General features: G+C 63.2%; 16 protein-coding genes and 1 pseudogene. 4 read left to right on the top strand and 13 right to left on the bottom strand.

Going from position 1 to position 13,471, the window contains the following annotated elements; all coding sequences use genetic code 11:
- Positions 1-44 precede the first annotated feature (44 nt).
- The 10 genes and pseudogenes from FCS99_RS16390 to FCS99_RS06915 all read right to left on the bottom strand — a co-directional run.
- A pseudogene (locus tag FCS99_RS16390) lies at positions 45-419 on the bottom strand (calcium-binding protein); the annotation flags it as partial.
- 220 nt (positions 420-639) lie between these two features.
- Complete coding sequence (gene serS, locus FCS99_RS06875) at positions 640-1,917, bottom strand: serine--tRNA ligase (protein WP_138511350.1); 1,278 nt, start codon at positions 1,915-1,917, stop codon at positions 640-642.
- A 79-nt stretch (positions 1,918-1,996) separates the two neighbouring features.
- Positions 1,997-2,809 (bottom strand): twin-arginine translocase subunit TatC, encoded by an 813-nt coding sequence (gene tatC / locus FCS99_RS06880; RefSeq protein WP_138511351.1) that lies wholly within the window; start codon positions 2,807-2,809, stop codon positions 1,997-1,999.
- A gap of 2 nt (positions 2,810-2,811) precedes the next feature.
- A complete protein-coding gene (gene tatB / locus FCS99_RS06885; RefSeq protein WP_138511352.1) occupies positions 2,812-3,213 on the bottom strand; it encodes a Sec-independent protein translocase protein TatB in 402 nt (133 codons plus the stop codon).
- Positions 3,214-3,216: 3 nt separating this feature from the next.
- Positions 3,217-3,435 carry a twin-arginine translocase TatA/TatE family subunit gene (locus tag FCS99_RS06890; protein WP_138511353.1) on the bottom strand — a complete coding sequence of 73 codons (219 nt, stop codon included), beginning with the start codon at positions 3,433-3,435 and terminating at the stop codon, positions 3,217-3,219.
- 103 nt (positions 3,436-3,538) lie between these two features.
- The gene (scpB, locus tag FCS99_RS06895; protein ID WP_138511354.1) at positions 3,539-4,348 is read right to left on the bottom strand and encodes an SMC-Scp complex subunit ScpB; all 810 of its coding nucleotides are present in this window, start codon (positions 4,346-4,348) and stop codon (positions 3,539-3,541) included.
- On the bottom strand, positions 4,341-5,150 hold the full coding sequence (locus FCS99_RS06900; protein ID WP_138511355.1) for a segregation and condensation protein A: 810 nt from the start codon (positions 5,148-5,150) through the stop codon (positions 4,341-4,343). Before FCS99_RS06900 ends, scpB begins: the two co-directional genes overlap by 8 nt.
- Before the next feature lie 13 nt (positions 5,151-5,163).
- Positions 5,164-6,192: a beta-N-acetylhexosaminidase gene (gene nagZ / locus FCS99_RS06905; RefSeq protein ID WP_138511356.1), complete on the bottom strand. Its 1,029-nt coding sequence runs from the start codon at positions 6,190-6,192 to the stop codon at positions 5,164-5,166.
- On the bottom strand, positions 6,189-7,046 hold the full coding sequence (locus FCS99_RS06910; RefSeq protein WP_138511357.1) for an SPOR domain-containing protein: 858 nt from the start codon (positions 7,044-7,046) through the stop codon (positions 6,189-6,191). The genes nagZ and FCS99_RS06910 overlap by 4 nt, the downstream gene beginning before the upstream one ends.
- Before the next feature lie 116 nt (positions 7,047-7,162).
- Entirely contained in the window at positions 7,163-8,353 is a 1,191-nt protein-coding gene (locus FCS99_RS06915) for a deoxyguanosinetriphosphate triphosphohydrolase (protein ID WP_138511358.1), read from the bottom strand.
- A gap of 82 nt (positions 8,354-8,435) precedes the next feature.
- On the opposite strand from FCS99_RS06915, the gene erpA reads away from it, so the two are divergent.
- Genes erpA through FCS99_RS06930 form a run of 3 tightly spaced genes read left to right on the top strand, consistent with a single transcriptional unit; the run spans position 8,436 to position 9,831 of the window.
- On the top strand, positions 8,436-8,765 hold the full coding sequence (gene erpA, locus FCS99_RS06920) for an iron-sulfur cluster insertion protein ErpA (protein ID WP_138511359.1): 330 nt from the start codon (positions 8,436-8,438) through the stop codon (positions 8,763-8,765).
- 16 nt (positions 8,766-8,781) lie between these two features.
- Positions 8,782-9,135, top strand: coding sequence for a DUF1428 domain-containing protein (locus FCS99_RS06925; RefSeq protein WP_138511360.1), 354 nt, complete (start codon positions 8,782-8,784; stop codon positions 9,133-9,135).
- 15 nt (positions 9,136-9,150) lie between these two features.
- Positions 9,151-9,831, top strand: a complete 681-nt coding sequence (locus FCS99_RS06930) for a nitroreductase (protein WP_138511361.1) — start codon at positions 9,151-9,153, stop codon at positions 9,829-9,831.
- Between the two features lies 1 nt (position 9,832).
- On the opposite strand, the gene FCS99_RS06935 is transcribed toward FCS99_RS06930, so the two are convergent.
- Together FCS99_RS06935 and FCS99_RS06940 are read right to left on the bottom strand one after the other, a co-directional pair.
- On the bottom strand, positions 9,833-11,083 hold the full coding sequence (locus FCS99_RS06935; RefSeq protein ID WP_138511362.1) for a M1 family aminopeptidase: 1,251 nt from the start codon (positions 11,081-11,083) through the stop codon (positions 9,833-9,835).
- Between the two features lie 63 nt (positions 11,084-11,146).
- Positions 11,147-11,497: a hypothetical protein gene (locus tag FCS99_RS06940; protein WP_138511363.1), complete on the bottom strand. Its 351-nt coding sequence runs from the start codon at positions 11,495-11,497 to the stop codon at positions 11,147-11,149.
- 99 nt (positions 11,498-11,596) lie between these two features.
- Here FCS99_RS06940 and FCS99_RS06945 point away from each other — a divergent pair, with 99 nt between their 5' ends.
- Positions 11,597-12,385 (top strand): exodeoxyribonuclease III, encoded by a 789-nt coding sequence (locus tag FCS99_RS06945; RefSeq protein ID WP_138511364.1) that lies wholly within the window; start codon positions 11,597-11,599, stop codon positions 12,383-12,385.
- An 11-nt stretch (positions 12,386-12,396) separates the two neighbouring features.
- Here FCS99_RS06945 and FCS99_RS06950 read toward each other — a convergent pair whose 3' ends face one another.
- Positions 12,397-13,425 carry a hypothetical protein gene (locus tag FCS99_RS06950; RefSeq protein WP_138511365.1) on the bottom strand — a complete coding sequence of 343 codons (1,029 nt, stop codon included), beginning with the start codon at positions 13,423-13,425 and terminating at the stop codon, positions 12,397-12,399.
- Between the last annotated feature and the right edge of the window lie 46 nt (positions 13,426-13,471).

Below are 13,471 nucleotides of genomic sequence, written 5' to 3' on the forward strand. Positions count from 1 at the left end.
GTGTCATGGCCTCGTCCGCCGAGGATCACATCATCACCCCCTCCGCCGGACAGAATGTCGTCACCGGCTCCGCCGGACAGGACGTCATTGCCCTCGCCGCCCTCCAGTACATCATTACCGCGGCCACCGCTGAGGATGTCGTTACCAGCTCCGCCCAGGAGCGTGTCATCGCCGCGTCCGCCGAAGATCTGGTCATTGCCATTGCCGCCGGACAATTCGTCGTCACCGCGAAGGCCGAGCATGAGGTCCCGGCCATCACCTCCCTCAATGACATCGTCCCGGCGCGAACCGACATGGATTTCCCGGCGATTTGAAGGACCGCCCCCTTGTGCCGCCGCGGCAGACGCGTTTCCGGAATTCCCGGCCTGTGCCGGAAGCGTGTCGGATTGCTGCGGATTGCGATCAGATTTTCCAGGCATGCCCCATACGCCGCAACCGCGACGCCCCCTTTGAATTTCTTGTGTGCTTTCAAAGCACGAGGGCGCGAGGGTCTCGAAAATCGGGGATAGCGACAATCACCCAAAGGGTTGGGTCAGGCCAGGAAAAGAGGTTTGGAATTTCGCGTTTCAAGCGAAAAAAGACCCCGTCAGCGAATCTGCTGACGGGGCGGTTTTCGATCCCGGGAAAGACGGAAGCGGCTCAGGCTTCGATGCGCTCTGCGCCGCCCATATAGGGACGCAACACATCCGGAATGGTGATCGAGCCGTCGTCGTTCTGGTGGTTCTCCATCACGGCCAGCAGGGCCCGTCCGGTGGCCACGCCGGATCCATTCAGCGTATGCAGGAATTGCGGACGCTTTTCGCCAGCCTTGCGATAGCGCGCATTCATGCGGCGCGCCTGGAAGTCCCCGCAATTCGAGCAGGACGAGATCTCGCGATACGTCCCCTGGCTGGGCAGCCAGACTTCAAGGTCATAAGTCCGCTTGGCAGCAAAGCCCATATCGCCTGAGCACAGCAGCATGACGCGATAGGGCAGCTCCAGCAGCTGCAGGACGCGTTCGGCAGCACCGGTCATGCGGTCCAGCTCGTCCGCGCTCTGCTCGGCCGGGACGATGGAGACCATTTCGACCTTGTTGAACTGGTGCATGCGGATCATGCCGCGTGTGTCGCGGCCGGCGGAACCGGCTTCGGCGCGGAAGCACGGCGTATGGGCCGTAAAGCGCATCGGCAGGTTCGCTTCCTCATGGATCGCATCGCGCGCCAGATTGGTCAGCGGCACTTCAGCCGTCGGGATCAGCCAGCGATGATCCGTCGTCCGGAACAGGTCCTCGGCGAATTTGGGCAGCTGGCTGGTGCCGAACATGGCCTCGTCCCGCACCATGAGCGGCGGGCTCACTTCGGTATAGCCGTGTTCGCCCGTGTGCAGGTCCAGCATGAAATGCGCGAGGGCCCGTTCCAAGCGGGCCAGCCCCCCCTTGAGGGCGACGAAACGGGCACCGGAAATCTCGGCAGCCTTCTCGAAGTCCATCAGGCCGAGCCCCTCACCCAGATCGACATGGTCCTTCGGCTTGAAGCTGAACTCGCGCGGCGTGCCCCAGCCCCGCACTTCCTCATTGTCCGCCTCGTCAGCCCCGGCCGGCACGTCGTGCTCGGGCAGGTTCGGAATGGCGGCCAGGTGCTGGTTGAGGGTTTCCTCGAAGTGGCGGGCTTGCTGGCCGGCTTCCTCGAGCACGGTTTTGAGACGGTCGACTTCACCGCGCAAACGGTTGAATTCGTCCTCATCCCCTGTCGCCTTGGCCTTGCCGATCTGCTTGGACAGGGCATTGCGCTCGGTCTCGGCGTCCTGGTGCTTGGTGAGGGCCTCACGACGGTTCGCATCCAGCTCCAGCAGGGAGGCTGATTGCGGCTCGAGGCCCCGCAGGGCAAGGCCCTGGTCGAACGCTTCAGGATTGTCGCGGATCAGCTTGATGTCGTGCATGGGAATAACCGGTGCGGGTTGGAGGAATATCGCAGGCGGCTATAGCCCTGCCCGCGGCCGCCGTAAACCGCGCGTCGCCTCAGGACTCCTCGTCTTCGAGCGGTTTCGGTTCCATCCACCCCATCCCGACAATCGAGAGGAAGTAGAGCAGCAGCAAGGCACCCCCGAGCATGAGCTGGCTGATCGGGTCCGGCGGCGTCGCAAAGGCGGCGAAGAGGGCAATGCCAACCACAGCAAAGCGCCAGCCCTTGAGCAGGGTGGCCCCGCGCAGGATGCCGGCCTTGGCCAGCAGCATGAGGAAGACCGGCATCTGGAAGGAAATCCCGAAAACCAGCATCAGCGTGGTGATCAAACTCATATAGTCGGACACGTTGAGCAGAAGCTCGATCCGCGTCCCGGCCAGTTCCGGCACCTGTTCCTGCCCCAGCGAAAAGCGCATCACCATGGGCAGGACAAAGAAATAGACGAAGGCCACACCCACGCCGAACAGCACGGGCGACATGGCGAGGAAGGGCGCGAAAGCGCCGCGCTCATTCTTGTACAGGCCCGGCGCCACGAAACCGTAGATCTGCCAAGCAATCACCGGGAAGCCGATAATGATCGCGCCGACGAGGGAGAGTTTCAGCCGGACGAAGAAAAACTCCAGCGGCGCAAAGAAATTGGCGGTCAGATCCAGCTCTTCCACCGGCACGCCGCGCACTGAGGCGGCGGCATCGCGATACGGCAAAAGCAGCCATTGATAGATCTGGCCGGAGAAAATGAAGCAGACGATGAAGCCGACCGACAGGAAGGCCAGGATCACGACCAGGCGCGAGCGCAGCTCGATCAGATGATCCAGCAGCGGGGCGCGGCTTGCCTCGACTTCGTCCGTGTCATGTTCCAGCTGGGCCATGCCTAACCGTCAATCCTGCCCGACTTGCTTGCAGCCGCGGTCTTCTTGGGGGCTTCAACCTTGGCGCTCTCATCCGGTTTGGCGGGCGCATCAGCCTTCGCCGGCGCGTCCGGCTTGGCCAGCGTCTCCGACTGGACGTCCTTGGCCACCTTGTCGAACTCGCCCTTGATCTGGTTCACCGGATTGGCCTGTTTGAGCGCCTCGATTTCCTTGCGCAGCTCGGACAATTCGGTCTCGCGACCGATTTCCTCAAAGGAGTTCTGGAATTCTTTGGCCAGACCGCGGGCCTGGTTCATGAGCTGGCCCACGCGGCGCATCATGACAGGCAATTGCTGCGGCCCGACGACGACCAGCGCCAGAACGAGCACAACCAGCAATTCCGGCATGCCGATGCCGGGGCTCATGGCCTAGCTCCCGGTCTTTTCGTCGTCGCGGGTTTCAGCGCCGAGCGAACCAGAGGCGTCATTGGACGTTTCCTCGGTATTCTCCTCGTCACGCAGCCCTTTGCGGAAGCTGGTGATGCCCTTGGCGAAATCGCCCATGACCGAAGCGATCTTTCCCCGGCCGCCAAACAGCAGGACGGCGAGAAGAAGGACCAGCAGAATTTGCCACATACCCGGAGCCATAGGCTTCTCCGTCTCTAGAACACGTCAAATGGGTCTACTGCGTTTGCCGCGTGGCGTCCAACCCGTCAATCACGCTCACGGACAATCTATCGCATGTGCTGCGTTACGCGGCACCATCGGGCTCGTCATCATCGCCGTCCATGAAATCGACATGGAAAGCATGCGCTTCTTCGTCGTCGAGCGGATCTTCCAGCAATTCCATCTGATCGGGACGCGACGGGTCCGGCACGGTGAAATCCGGCGGCAGGCGCGCATCCAGCAGGCCGGCGGCCTTCAGGTCGGACATTCCCGGCAGATCGCCGATCGTCTCGAGCGAGAAATATTCGAGGAATTGCGGGGTGGTGCCATAGGTGACCGGGCGTCCCGGCGTGCGGCGACGGCCGCGCGGGCGGATCCAGCGCAATTCGAACAACAGGTCCAGCGTACCCTTGGACACGGCCACGCCCCGGATTTCCTCGATCTCGGCCCGCGTCACCGGCTGGTGATAGGCAATGATGGACAGCGTCTCCAGCGCCGCCTGGGACAGTTTGCGCGGTTCCTGCCGGACTTCCGTCAGGACATCGGCCAGGTCCGGCGCGGTCTCGAAGCGCCAGCGTCCTCCCACCTCGATGAGACGGACACCCCGCTCGGCATACTCCGCCGACAGGGCCGCCAGCAATTCCTGGATATTGGCCTCGGACGGCAGACGACCGATCAGCGTTTCCTCATCCAGCGGCTCATTGGCCGCAAAGAGGAGCGCTTCGAGGATGCGCAAATTGCGCTTCTCGGTGTTCACCGCGAGATGAACCCCCAGCGATTTCGACGCCTCCTCATCAGCCATGGCCGACGGGCCCTGGTGATTGGCACGTTCGCGCAGCGCTTCGATGGCGCTAGAAATCGGGTCGGTCGTGCCCGTCTCGGTTTCGTCAGTCATGCGGTGCGTCTCTCTCCGTGGCGCGCACATACAGCGGCGCATAGGCCTCACGCTGACGCAATCGTGCATGGCCCTCCTTGGTGATTTCAAGCGCGGCCAACATGGAACTTGCCCGGACGGACCGCAAAGGCGGCGGATCCGCGCCCAGCTCCCCGGGGCCGGGAAGCAAGCTGTCCAAGTCTTTCCACTCCCGAATCTCGGGCATCAGCGTTTCAAGACGCTCTCTTGCAGTTTCCAGACCGTAAACCTTGGGCGTGGGAGGTCGATAGCTTGACCGGGCCTGCCGGATGCGGCGTTGCGAATAGGCCGACAACAGGTCGTGAAGGTCGGCAGCATAGATCACGGACCGGGTCGACCGCACCCCTTCCGGCGCCCCGCGCATATGCACATCCGTGTGCAGGAGTGGCTGCGCGAACAGCGCTTCACCGGCGGCCCGCATTGCCTCCAGCCGGCGCAGACGGAAGGCCAGCGCAGCCGCCAGCACTTCAGCAGGCGCGTCGTCCTCATCCTTTTTCGGCTTGGGAAGCAGGAGCTTGGACTTCAGGAAGGCCAGCCAGGCGGCCATGACCAGATAGTCGGCAGCCAGATCCAGACGACGCTGGCGCGCTGCTTCCATGAATTGGAGATACTGCTCGGCCAGTTCGAGAATGGAAATCTTTGCGAGATCGATCTTCTTCTTGCGCGCCAGGGCGAGCAGAAGGTGGAGCGGCCCCTCGAACCCGTCGAGATCGACGATCAGCGCATCGGTTTCCGCCTCCTCGGCGGCCTCGAACCGGACGTCTTCCTCGAATTCCTCGATCAAGCCTTGCTCCAAATCAGGACATCGCCGTCCCGCTTACCGGTGCCAAAAGATCATTGAGCCGCGATTCGGCCTCGTCCGGGTCGAATTCTTCGATACGGTCGCGCGCCGCTTCCGCTGCCAGGGCACGGTCCAGAGCCTTGCCGGTGAGCGTTGTGGCGCCTTCAGCGACCGCGATCATCTCGGCCATCTCGCCATTGCAGTGCAGCAGCATATCGCATCCGGCCGCCAGCGAACGCTCACCCCGTTCCCGGAAACTGCCGGACAGCGCCTTCATGGACAAATCATCCGTCATGATCAGCCCGTCGAACCCGATCTCGCCGCGAATGATCCTGCCGATCAGCTCTGCCGATTGGGTGGCCGGGTTTTCGTCATCGATATCGGCGTAGACAATATGGGCCGTCATCGCCATCGGCGCGTCATTGAGCGCCTTGAAGGGGGCGAAATCGGTTTCGGACAGCAGGCCGTGCTCTTCCGGCACAACCGGCAATTCCAGATGGCTGTCGGCCTGGGCCCGACCGTGTCCCGGAACATGCTTGATGATCGGCGCGACTCCGCCCGCCATCAGGCCTTCCATGGCCGCCCGGCCCAGATGGGCGATCGGTTCCGGCGTGGTGCCGAAGGCGCGATCGCCGATAATGGCATCAGCGCCTTCAATGCGCAGATCAGCCACCGGGGCACAATCGACATCAAGGCCGACGGTCCGGAGCTCATGCGCCAAGAGACGGTGATTGATGCGCGTGGCCTCGATGCCGGCTTCCTCATCTTTCAGGAAAAGATCACCGAAGACCTGGGCCGGCGGAGCCTTGCGCCAGGCCGGCGGTTTCAGGCGCGCCACACGGCCGCCTTCCTGGTCGATCAGGATCGGCGCATCGCGCCCGACACAATCGCGCAATTCCAGGGTCAGGCGCGACAGCTGGCGGACGCCTTCCACGTTGCGGGCAAACAGGATGAAGCCCCATGGGTCCGCATCACGGAAAAAGGCTTTCTCATCGGCACTGAGCGTCAGGCCCTGCAGCCCGTAGATTGCGGAAGACAGGCTCATCGGCGGGCCACCAGACAGTCCTGGCCGCGCGACTGCAGGATCGAGCAGAAGTTGACGGCTTCATCCCGCGAGGCAAAGGCGGCGATGCGCAGGCGGTGATAGGTCCCCCGGTCGGGAATATCGACCTGCAGCACATCGGGCGCTGCGCCCGACGCAACATCCGAAAAGCGCGTGCGGAAAGCGACCCAGGCCGCCTCGGCATCCGCTTCACTGCGGAAGGAAGCAATCTGGACGACCCATCCGCCGCTGAGATCAACCGTCGGACCGGAGGATTCCGGGGACGCCGGTTCGGGCTGGGGTTCCGGATCGGGAGTCTGGACCGGTGTCTGGACTTCCGGCTGCGGGGCGGGTTCCGGATCCGGATCGGGCTGGCGTTCCGGGCGGGCCGGCGCCGGGCGCGGCGTCACATCCGGCTGGGTCTCGCGATTGTCAGGTGCGGCAGCCTCGTCAGCATCCACCGTCTCCACCCGCAGGGCCGGCCGGGAGTCCTCGATGGGTTCTTCCGGTGCCGGTCGCAGGGAGACATCCTCATCGCCGGTTTCCGCATCACCGGTCAAACGGTCATAGACACCCAGCTCTGTGCCCGGCGTTTCCTCGCCGCCCGGATCGACCGGACGTTCGCGATAGGGTTCTTCGTTCGCCACGAGTCGCGGCGCACCATCACGACCGCTTTCACGCAGGCCCTGATTGTAGGCGCTCCAGACAACCCCCAGAAACAGGATGAAGACCGCCAGCGCTGCGGTCAGCAGAAGCGGGCCGCGGCGGGCATCTTCCTCGCGCGCATCAAAGGTTGCGTATTCATCCGTCGGCGGGGCGTAGGCGCCGATCCGCTCGTCTTCGTCCTGGTCCGTCATGCGTGTCCCGGCGTCTCAGATTACGTGTGTCACGCGAATCGCATGGCACTGTTCAAACGATAGCATTGTCCGGCCTTTAGGTTCACTCGGCCGCATGGTCTTCCCACTGTTCTGACTCAGAAATATCCCTGAACCGTGAACAGCCGGCGATGCTCTTCCACAGCAAAGCGGTCGGTCATCCCGGCGATGTAGTCACAGACATGCCGCGCCGACCCGGCGGTCCCCGCCCCGCTCATCCCGGCCTGGACGTCATTCGGCAGAACGCCGGGGTCGCGGAGATACAGATCGAACAACTCTCCCATCACTCGGCTGGCCTGGCTCATCATGCGATTGACCTTGTAGTGCCGGTACATGTTGGCAAAGAGATGGCGGCGCAGGGCTGCCAGATGCAGGGTCATCTCTTCGGTAAAGGCCACGACCGGAGCGTCCAGGGCCCGAATGTCTGCCGCACTTGCCGGTTTGGCGGCCTCCAGGCGTGACCGGGTCTCGGTCAGCACATCGGCCACCATCACGCCGATCAGGTCCCGCACGGCCTCGTGAATGATGATGGCGCGGTCGGCGTCCGGCCAGCGTTCCATCGCCCGTTTGAAGATGTCGCCCACCAAGGGCAGTTCCAACAGCGGCTCCAGCTCCAGCAGGCCGGAGCGAAGCCCGTCATCAATATCGTGATTATTGTAGGCAATATCGTCGGCCAGAGCGGCGATCTGGGCTTCCAGCCCGGCATGCGTGTGAAGCTCCAGCTCGTCCAGCCCGTCATAGGCGCGGAAGGCCCAGGCCAGATCCTCGCGGGATGTCTCGGACGTCAGCAGCGGGCCATTGTGCTTGACCACACCCTCCAGGGTTTCCCAGGTCAGATTGAGCCCTTCGAACTCGGGGTAACGGGTCTCCAGCTTGGTCACGACGCGCAGCGTCTGGGCATTGTGATCGAACCCGCCAAAGTCCTTCATTTTCTCGGCGAGGACCCGCTCGCCTTCATGACCGAAGGGGGGATGGCCCAGATCATGGGCCAAAGCCAGGGCTTCCGCGAGATCCTCGTCCCCGCCCAGCATGCGCGACAGGGTGCGCGCAATCTGGGAGACTTCCAGGGAGTGGGTCAGTCGCGTGCGGTACTGATCGCCCTCATGGGCCACGAAAACCTGGGTCTTTTCTTTCAGCCGGCGAAAAGCGGCGGAATGGATGATCCGGTCGCGATCGCGCTGGAACGCATTGCGCATTTCGCTGTCGGCCGTCGGAAAGCGACGCCCGCGGGACTGGCCGGGATGACAGGCGAAACGGGCACGGGTCCGGTCGGTGGCCGCAATGGTCATGTGGCTCGGGCCTTTCATCTACGCGTGTTGAGGTCCATATACGGGGAGACCAGTAAACACAAACACCCCGGACGGGTTTGCCATGACAGCCAATGTCACGCTTTCGGCTTCGGCCGCCAAACAGATCAACACCATCCTCGCCGCCCAGACCGCCGGCACGCTGCTGCGGATCGGTGTCGAGGGCGGCGGGTGTTCCGGATTCTCCTACACTTTCGACCTGGACACGGCGGTGAATGCCGACGACCAGCTGATCGAACGTGACGGGGCCCAGGTCGTGATCGACGAGGCCTCACTGCCCTTTCTGGAAGGATCTGAGATCGACTATGTCGACGAACTGATCGGCGCGGCCTTCAAGATCCACAATCCCAATGCGACCGCTGCCTGCGGCTGTGGTACAAGTTTCTCGATCTAACAATCGGGGGACGAGCATGAGCTATGTCAGCGGATTTGTGGCGGCCGTTCCGGTCGCGAACAAGCAAGCCTTCATTGACCACGCCAAGGTGGCGGCTGAGATTTTCAAGGATCACGGCGCGCTCGAGATCACCGAGAACTGGGGTGTGGACGTGCCCGATGGCGCGGTGACCTCCTTCCCGATGGCCGTGAAGTGCGAACCGGGTGAAGTGGTCGTACTCTCCTGGATCAAGTGGCCGGACAGGGCGAGTTGCGACCAAGCCATGGCCGCCATGATGGACGATCCGCGCATGGACCCGGAAACGATGGCCATGCCATTTGACGGCCAGCGCATGATTTTCGGCGGATTTGAAACCGTTTTTGCCGCGTAGACTTCCGGAGTTTTCATGTCCCTCAGTGTTTCTGATGCGCTTGAGCGCCGCATTTCCACGCGCGCCTTTCTCGACACGCCGGTCAGCGAAGCGCAGGTCCGCGATCTGTTGAAGACGGCCAGCCGGTCACCGTCCGGCGGCAATCTCCAACCCTGGCAAGTCAATGTCGTGACCGGCGAGGCGCGGCAGCGCGTCATCGAAGCGGCGCAGGCCAGCCAGGCGGAAAATCCGCTGGGTGAGCCGGAACTCGAGTATCAAGTTTACCCCAAACCCATAGTCGACCCGTGGCGCGCGCGCCGCTTTGCCTGTGGCGAGGCCATGTACGCCTCCATCGGTGTGCCGCGCGAGGACAAGACGGCCCGCCTGCTGCAGTTTGCGCGCAATTTCGAGTTCTTCGGAGCCCCGGTCGGCCTGTTTGTATCCCTGCACAAATCCATGCAGCCGGGCCAATGGTCCGATTGCGGCATGTTCATCCAGTCCTTCCTGCTGGCGGCTGAGGAAGCCGGCCTGGCGACCTGTGCGCAGGAATTCTGGGCCGCCTTCCCGACGGCCGTGAAAACCAGCGTCGGCATCTCCGACGATTACACCCTGTTCTGCGGTATTGCCCTGGGCCATGCCGATCCGGACGCCCCCATCAACACGACGCGCACGGAGCGCGCGCCGGTTGATGAGTTTGCGGCGTTCGAGGGGTTCTGACCTATTCCGCCAGGCGCGCGATGAACCAGTCCCGCACCTCGGGGCCCGCCGCGTCTTCCAACAGGTCGAGCATTTGCGGGGTCGTGCGGACCGGCTGGGCCATATAGCGGTGCATGAAATCGGCGAAGGCGGCTTCACCGATCTCCTTCTCCAGTGCATCCAGGGCCAGAGGGCCCTGACGATACATGACGAAGAAGGAGGGCCGTTCTGTGATCTCCGGCGTCCAGACCGGTGTCAGATCCCGGCCATCCAGCTGATCCCGGTAGTGCGTCAGGCGCGCCTCATAGGCGTCTTCGCCGAAACGTGCCCGCAAGCCGACGTTGGCCATCTGGTCGGCGAAGCTTTCATTGAGCCAGTTCTCGATCGTCATAGCATTGCCGTGGCTCCAATAATGGGAGAGCTCGTGGCAGATGAACTGGGTCAGGCTTTCCGGTGACGTCTCGGAAACATCGGTCAGGGCGATCAGCGTGCCGCGGGAATAGCCGCCTTCATCACGGTCATTGACGGTGATCGAGGCCTTGGGAAGCGGACCGCCGGGCCCGGCCCAGTCATTCAGGAAGGTCGTGCAGAAATCCAGAGCTTCCACGACCGGTGTGAGGTCAGCCTCGGCCCGGGCAGCGCGCGTGTCATAGATGACATACCCGTCCGCCTCGACGCTGGTGTAATCCGCCATCAGCGTGAAGGCGAGATCGAGGGCCGGCTGATCCTGCTCTATGCGGAAACCGTCATCCGTGCGCTCGATCCGCTGCATCGTGACCCCGGCCCAATCACCGGCGATCGCGATATCGAGCTCTGCCGTGATCAGGGATTCAAAACGGGTGTCGAACGGCATCCAGAAACTGTCGACCGTCAGCTCGACCTTGTGCGCATCCAGCGTGTTGATGGGCATGTCCGGCGCTTCGGGAAAGAGCGGCCCGGCATAGGCCATCTCGATCGCACGGTCGGCACCGCCCTCGGACGGGATCAGGTGGATCGTGTAGGCCTGCAGGGCCCCGTCAAACCCCGCCATTTCCTCGACATCGACCGACGCAACCCCGGGTCCGCCGATCTCGGCGATGCCCAAAGCGGTGTTCAATGCGAAGGTGACGCTGTCGAGATCGTCCTCAAATGCGGTGATGGTCCAGTCGAGGCTGAGCGTGCCGGCCTCCGGCTGAATCGTCATCTCGCCATCATAGTGAAAACGGGCATCTTGCGCCCACGCAGCCGAGGCAAGGCCGCAGGCCGCCAGCGCGGCCAGTCCGGTCCGGATCATTCCAGTCCCCCATCTGTCTTCTGCACCCGTGATGCCCGAAGGCCCGTCATCGGATGCAGAGGATCAAGCCCCGCAGCTGAACTGACCGTCGCAAAACGCGTTGGCAATGGCAAGCCAGCCGAACAGGCTGACCAGCCAGATGATGGGAATGGCAATCATCCATTTGAGGCCGGAAAAACGCTTGCCCATGGCCACACGAACCCAGCCGGTCAGAACAGCCAGGGCCGCCGCCACCGGACCGGCCATGGAGTAAAGCGCAAACGCCTTGGCCGCGACTTCGCCCTCCGTGCCCGGAGAGGCCAGGATCATCAGGCCGGGGAACCACAGGCCGGTGGTCACAAAGCCGAAGGCAATGACCACGAGGGTCGCCAGGCTGGGCCAGATCAGGGAGAGGCGTTTGGGTGTGTCACTCATTCTCGTCCGGCGGATCGCATCGCGCACCGCCCTCCCCGCTTTCCTCGTGGCCGAAACGGCTTAAGCTGCCGCTCTCCACGCCGACATGAAGACTTCACCATGACCCTGACAATTGCTTCCTGGAACGTCAATTCGATCAAGGCCCGCCTGCCCAATGTTCTGGAATGGCTGGAAGAAGCCAAGCCGGACGTCGCCTGCCTGCAGGAGATCAAGACAGTCGATGAGGGCTTCCCCCGGCTGGAGATCGAGGCGCTCGGTTATAATGTCGAGACCCACGGGCAAAAGACCTATAACGGCGTCGCCATCCTTTCGAAGTATCCGATCGAGGAAGTGAATCCCCGCCTGCCCGGCGATGATGAGGATGAACAGGCGCGCTATCTTGAAGTCGTGATCTCGGCGGAGAGTGGGCCAGTGCGGATCGCCTCGATCTACCTGCCCAATGGCAATCCGGCACCGGGTCCGAAATATGATTACAAACTGGCCTGGATGGAGCGCCTTCACCGGCACGCCAAGGGCCTGCTGGCCTTCGAGGAACCGCTCATCCTGGCCGGTGATTATAATTGCATCCCACGCGACAGCGATTGCTGGGACATTGCGGAATGGGAGCGTGATGCGCTCGCCCTGCCGCAGACCCGCGCCGCCTTCAAGGCGCTGAAATGGCTGGGCCTGACCGAGGCCTTCGAACAGCTCGACGGGCGCGGTCACCAGTACACATTCTACGACTACCAAGCCGGCCGCTGGCAAAAGGGTCACGGTATCCGGATCGATCACCTCCTGTGCTCGCCGCAAGCGGCGGATCAGCTGGAGAAGATCGAGATCCACACCAAGACTCGCGGCAAAGCGAAGGCGTCGGATCACATTCCGATCGTAGGCACCTTTTCGCTCTGACGCCTCCCGGATCAGTCGCAGCTGCCCCGCCGCACCAGATCGCCATCACAGAAGGCGAGCGGACCATTATAGCCGCGCAAGGACCGCTGATAGGACCGCCATTCACCGGCTTGCCAGACATAGCGCCCGTTCGACTGCACCCATTGCCCCGAGGCGTGACATTCCGTGATCAGGAGTTCCCGTTCGACACGTGAATTCCGGCAATGCTCCGTCCAGCTTCCGCCGGGCAGGCTCGCCTGAGCCGGCTGCGATGCTGGCTGGGGCGTCGGCCGGGGTGCCGGCGCCGGCGTGACCGGAGCGGGCGGATTGGGGCGCGGCGGCGTCGTTCCCGGGTTCGAACCGCAGTCAGCAGAGGCGACCAGCCGGCCATCGCAATTGGACAGGGTGAAGAAGGGGAGATTGGTGTCGAAACTCGCCCTCACCCAGCCGCCGCGCGAGGTCTGGCAATTGGCGACCAGGAGACGGTCTTCCCAGCGCGCATTGGTGCAGGTGTGCTGCCAGCTGCCGGAGGGGAAGCCCGCCGGCATGTTCGGTGAGGGTGTGGGGTTCGGAGACGGGCGAGGTTCCGGGCGCGGCGCCGATGCATGGCACCGGCCTTCAATCACCAGCTCTCCTCCGCACAGCTCAAGCGGACCGGACCCGCGTGCCAGGTCATAGCGCAGTTCACGACTTTCGCCGCCATAGTAGCAATAGGCCACCATGACGGACCCATCGAAGCGGGCAAAGTCACAAGGCTCGCGTCGCCAGCTACCGCCAAGGGCGTGCATGGAGGCCGCATTCCGGCAGTCCGCAGCGCCCACCAGATCGCCATTGCAGTTCTGGACCACCGCCACCCCGGAACGAGTATCCCAGCGGGTATAGGCTGGCTGCCCGCGTGTGTCGTGGCAGCGGGCAACGATGATATCGCCTTCCCACACGATGCTGGGACAGGTCTGCGCCCACGACCCGCTGGGCAATTGCCCAGCTGACTGGGCGTGTGCATCGGAGCCCGAAAACAGGCCCAAAAGGGCCGCACCCAAAACCAGTATTATGCGGATCATGACCTATCGCCCCCGTGTTCCGACCTGAGGCATTAAGGGCAGACTT

The sequence above is a fragment of the Maricaulis alexandrii genome, from assembly GCF_005871165.1.
GTDB classification, from domain to species: domain Bacteria; phylum Pseudomonadota; class Alphaproteobacteria; order Caulobacterales; family Maricaulaceae; genus Maricaulis; species Maricaulis alexandrii.

Bases quoted from the DNA above. Each gene is read 5' to 3' on its own strand.
- serS (WP_138511350.1), bottom strand. From the start codon at position 1,917: ATGCACGACATCAAGCTGATCCGCGACAATCCTGAAGCGTTCGACCAG.
- FCS99_RS06915 (WP_138511358.1), bottom strand. From the start codon at position 8,353: ATGACCATTGCGGCCACCGACCGGACCCGTGCCCGTTTCGCCTGTCAT.
- FCS99_RS06925 (WP_138511360.1), top strand. From the start codon at position 8,782: ATGAGCTATGTCAGCGGATTTGTGGCGGCCGTTCCGGTCGCGAACAAG.
- FCS99_RS06950 (WP_138511365.1), bottom strand. From the start codon at position 13,425: ATGATCCGCATAATACTGGTTTTGGGTGCGGCCCTTTTGGGCCTGTTT.
- FCS99_RS06940 (WP_138511363.1), bottom strand. From the start codon at position 11,497: ATGAGTGACACACCCAAACGCCTCTCCCTGATCTGGCCCAGCCTGGCG.
- FCS99_RS06945 (WP_138511364.1), top strand. From the start codon at position 11,597: ATGACCCTGACAATTGCTTCCTGGAACGTCAATTCGATCAAGGCCCGC.
- FCS99_RS06930 (WP_138511361.1), top strand. From the start codon at position 9,151: ATGTCCCTCAGTGTTTCTGATGCGCTTGAGCGCCGCATTTCCACGCGC.
- tatC (WP_138511351.1), bottom strand. From the start codon at position 2,809: ATGGCCCAGCTGGAACATGACACGGACGAAGTCGAGGCAAGCCGCGCC.
- scpB (WP_138511354.1), bottom strand. From the start codon at position 4,348: ATGACTGACGAAACCGAGACGGGCACGACCGACCCGATTTCTAGCGCC.
- FCS99_RS06935 (WP_138511362.1), bottom strand. From the start codon at position 11,083: ATGATCCGGACCGGACTGGCCGCGCTGGCGGCCTGCGGCCTTGCCTCG.
- FCS99_RS06890 (WP_138511353.1), bottom strand. From the start codon at position 3,435: ATGGCTCCGGGTATGTGGCAAATTCTGCTGGTCCTTCTTCTCGCCGTC.
- erpA (WP_138511359.1), top strand. From the start codon at position 8,436: ATGACAGCCAATGTCACGCTTTCGGCTTCGGCCGCCAAACAGATCAAC.
- nagZ (WP_138511356.1), bottom strand. From the start codon at position 6,192: ATGAGCCTGTCTTCCGCAATCTACGGGCTGCAGGGCCTGACGCTCAGT.
- FCS99_RS06910 (WP_138511357.1), bottom strand. From the start codon at position 7,046: ATGACGGACCAGGACGAAGACGAGCGGATCGGCGCCTACGCCCCGCCG.
- tatB (WP_138511352.1), bottom strand. From the start codon at position 3,213: ATGAGCCCCGGCATCGGCATGCCGGAATTGCTGGTTGTGCTCGTTCTG.